This window comes from Aliamphritea spongicola, from assembly GCF_017051665.1.
GTDB classification, from domain to species: Bacteria; Pseudomonadota; Gammaproteobacteria; order Pseudomonadales; family Balneatricaceae; genus Amphritea; species Amphritea spongicola.
Window position 1 is genome coordinate 1 of the sequence record NZ_JAFIDL010000044.1, and the last position, 376, is coordinate 376.

The 376-nt window shown below is 66.8% G+C and carries 1 protein-coding gene; it reads right to left on the reverse strand.

The annotated features are described in order from the left end of the window. Positions 1-376 (reverse strand): iron-containing alcohol dehydrogenase (locus tag JYB63_RS22660; protein ID WP_205660194.1); only part of this gene is annotated, 376 nt, incomplete at both ends.

Consider the following 376-nt stretch of genomic DNA (forward strand, 5'->3'; position numbering starts at 1 on the left):
GGTGGCGCTCCACATCACGTTGGCGCGCACCGCATAGTTCTCCGGCTCGGCCAGCGCGCGCGGGCCGTCTTCCAGCAGGGTCAACAGCAGGCCTTCGGCGAAGCGATCCTGCACCTTGGCGTCGACCGGGTAGGTCAGATACTGTTCCAGGGTGTGTACGAAGGCGTCGACCACGCCGTTGGCTACCTGGCGCGGCGGCAGCGAGTAGGTCACCACCGGATCCAGCACGGCGAAGCGCGGCTGCACCAGCGGTGAGAAGAAGTGCTGCTTGTCGCCGCTGCTCTTCCGGGTGATCACCGCGCCGCTGTTGGATTCTGAACCGGTGGCCGGCAGCGTCAGCACGCAGCCCATCGGCAACGCGTCAGTGATGTGGCTG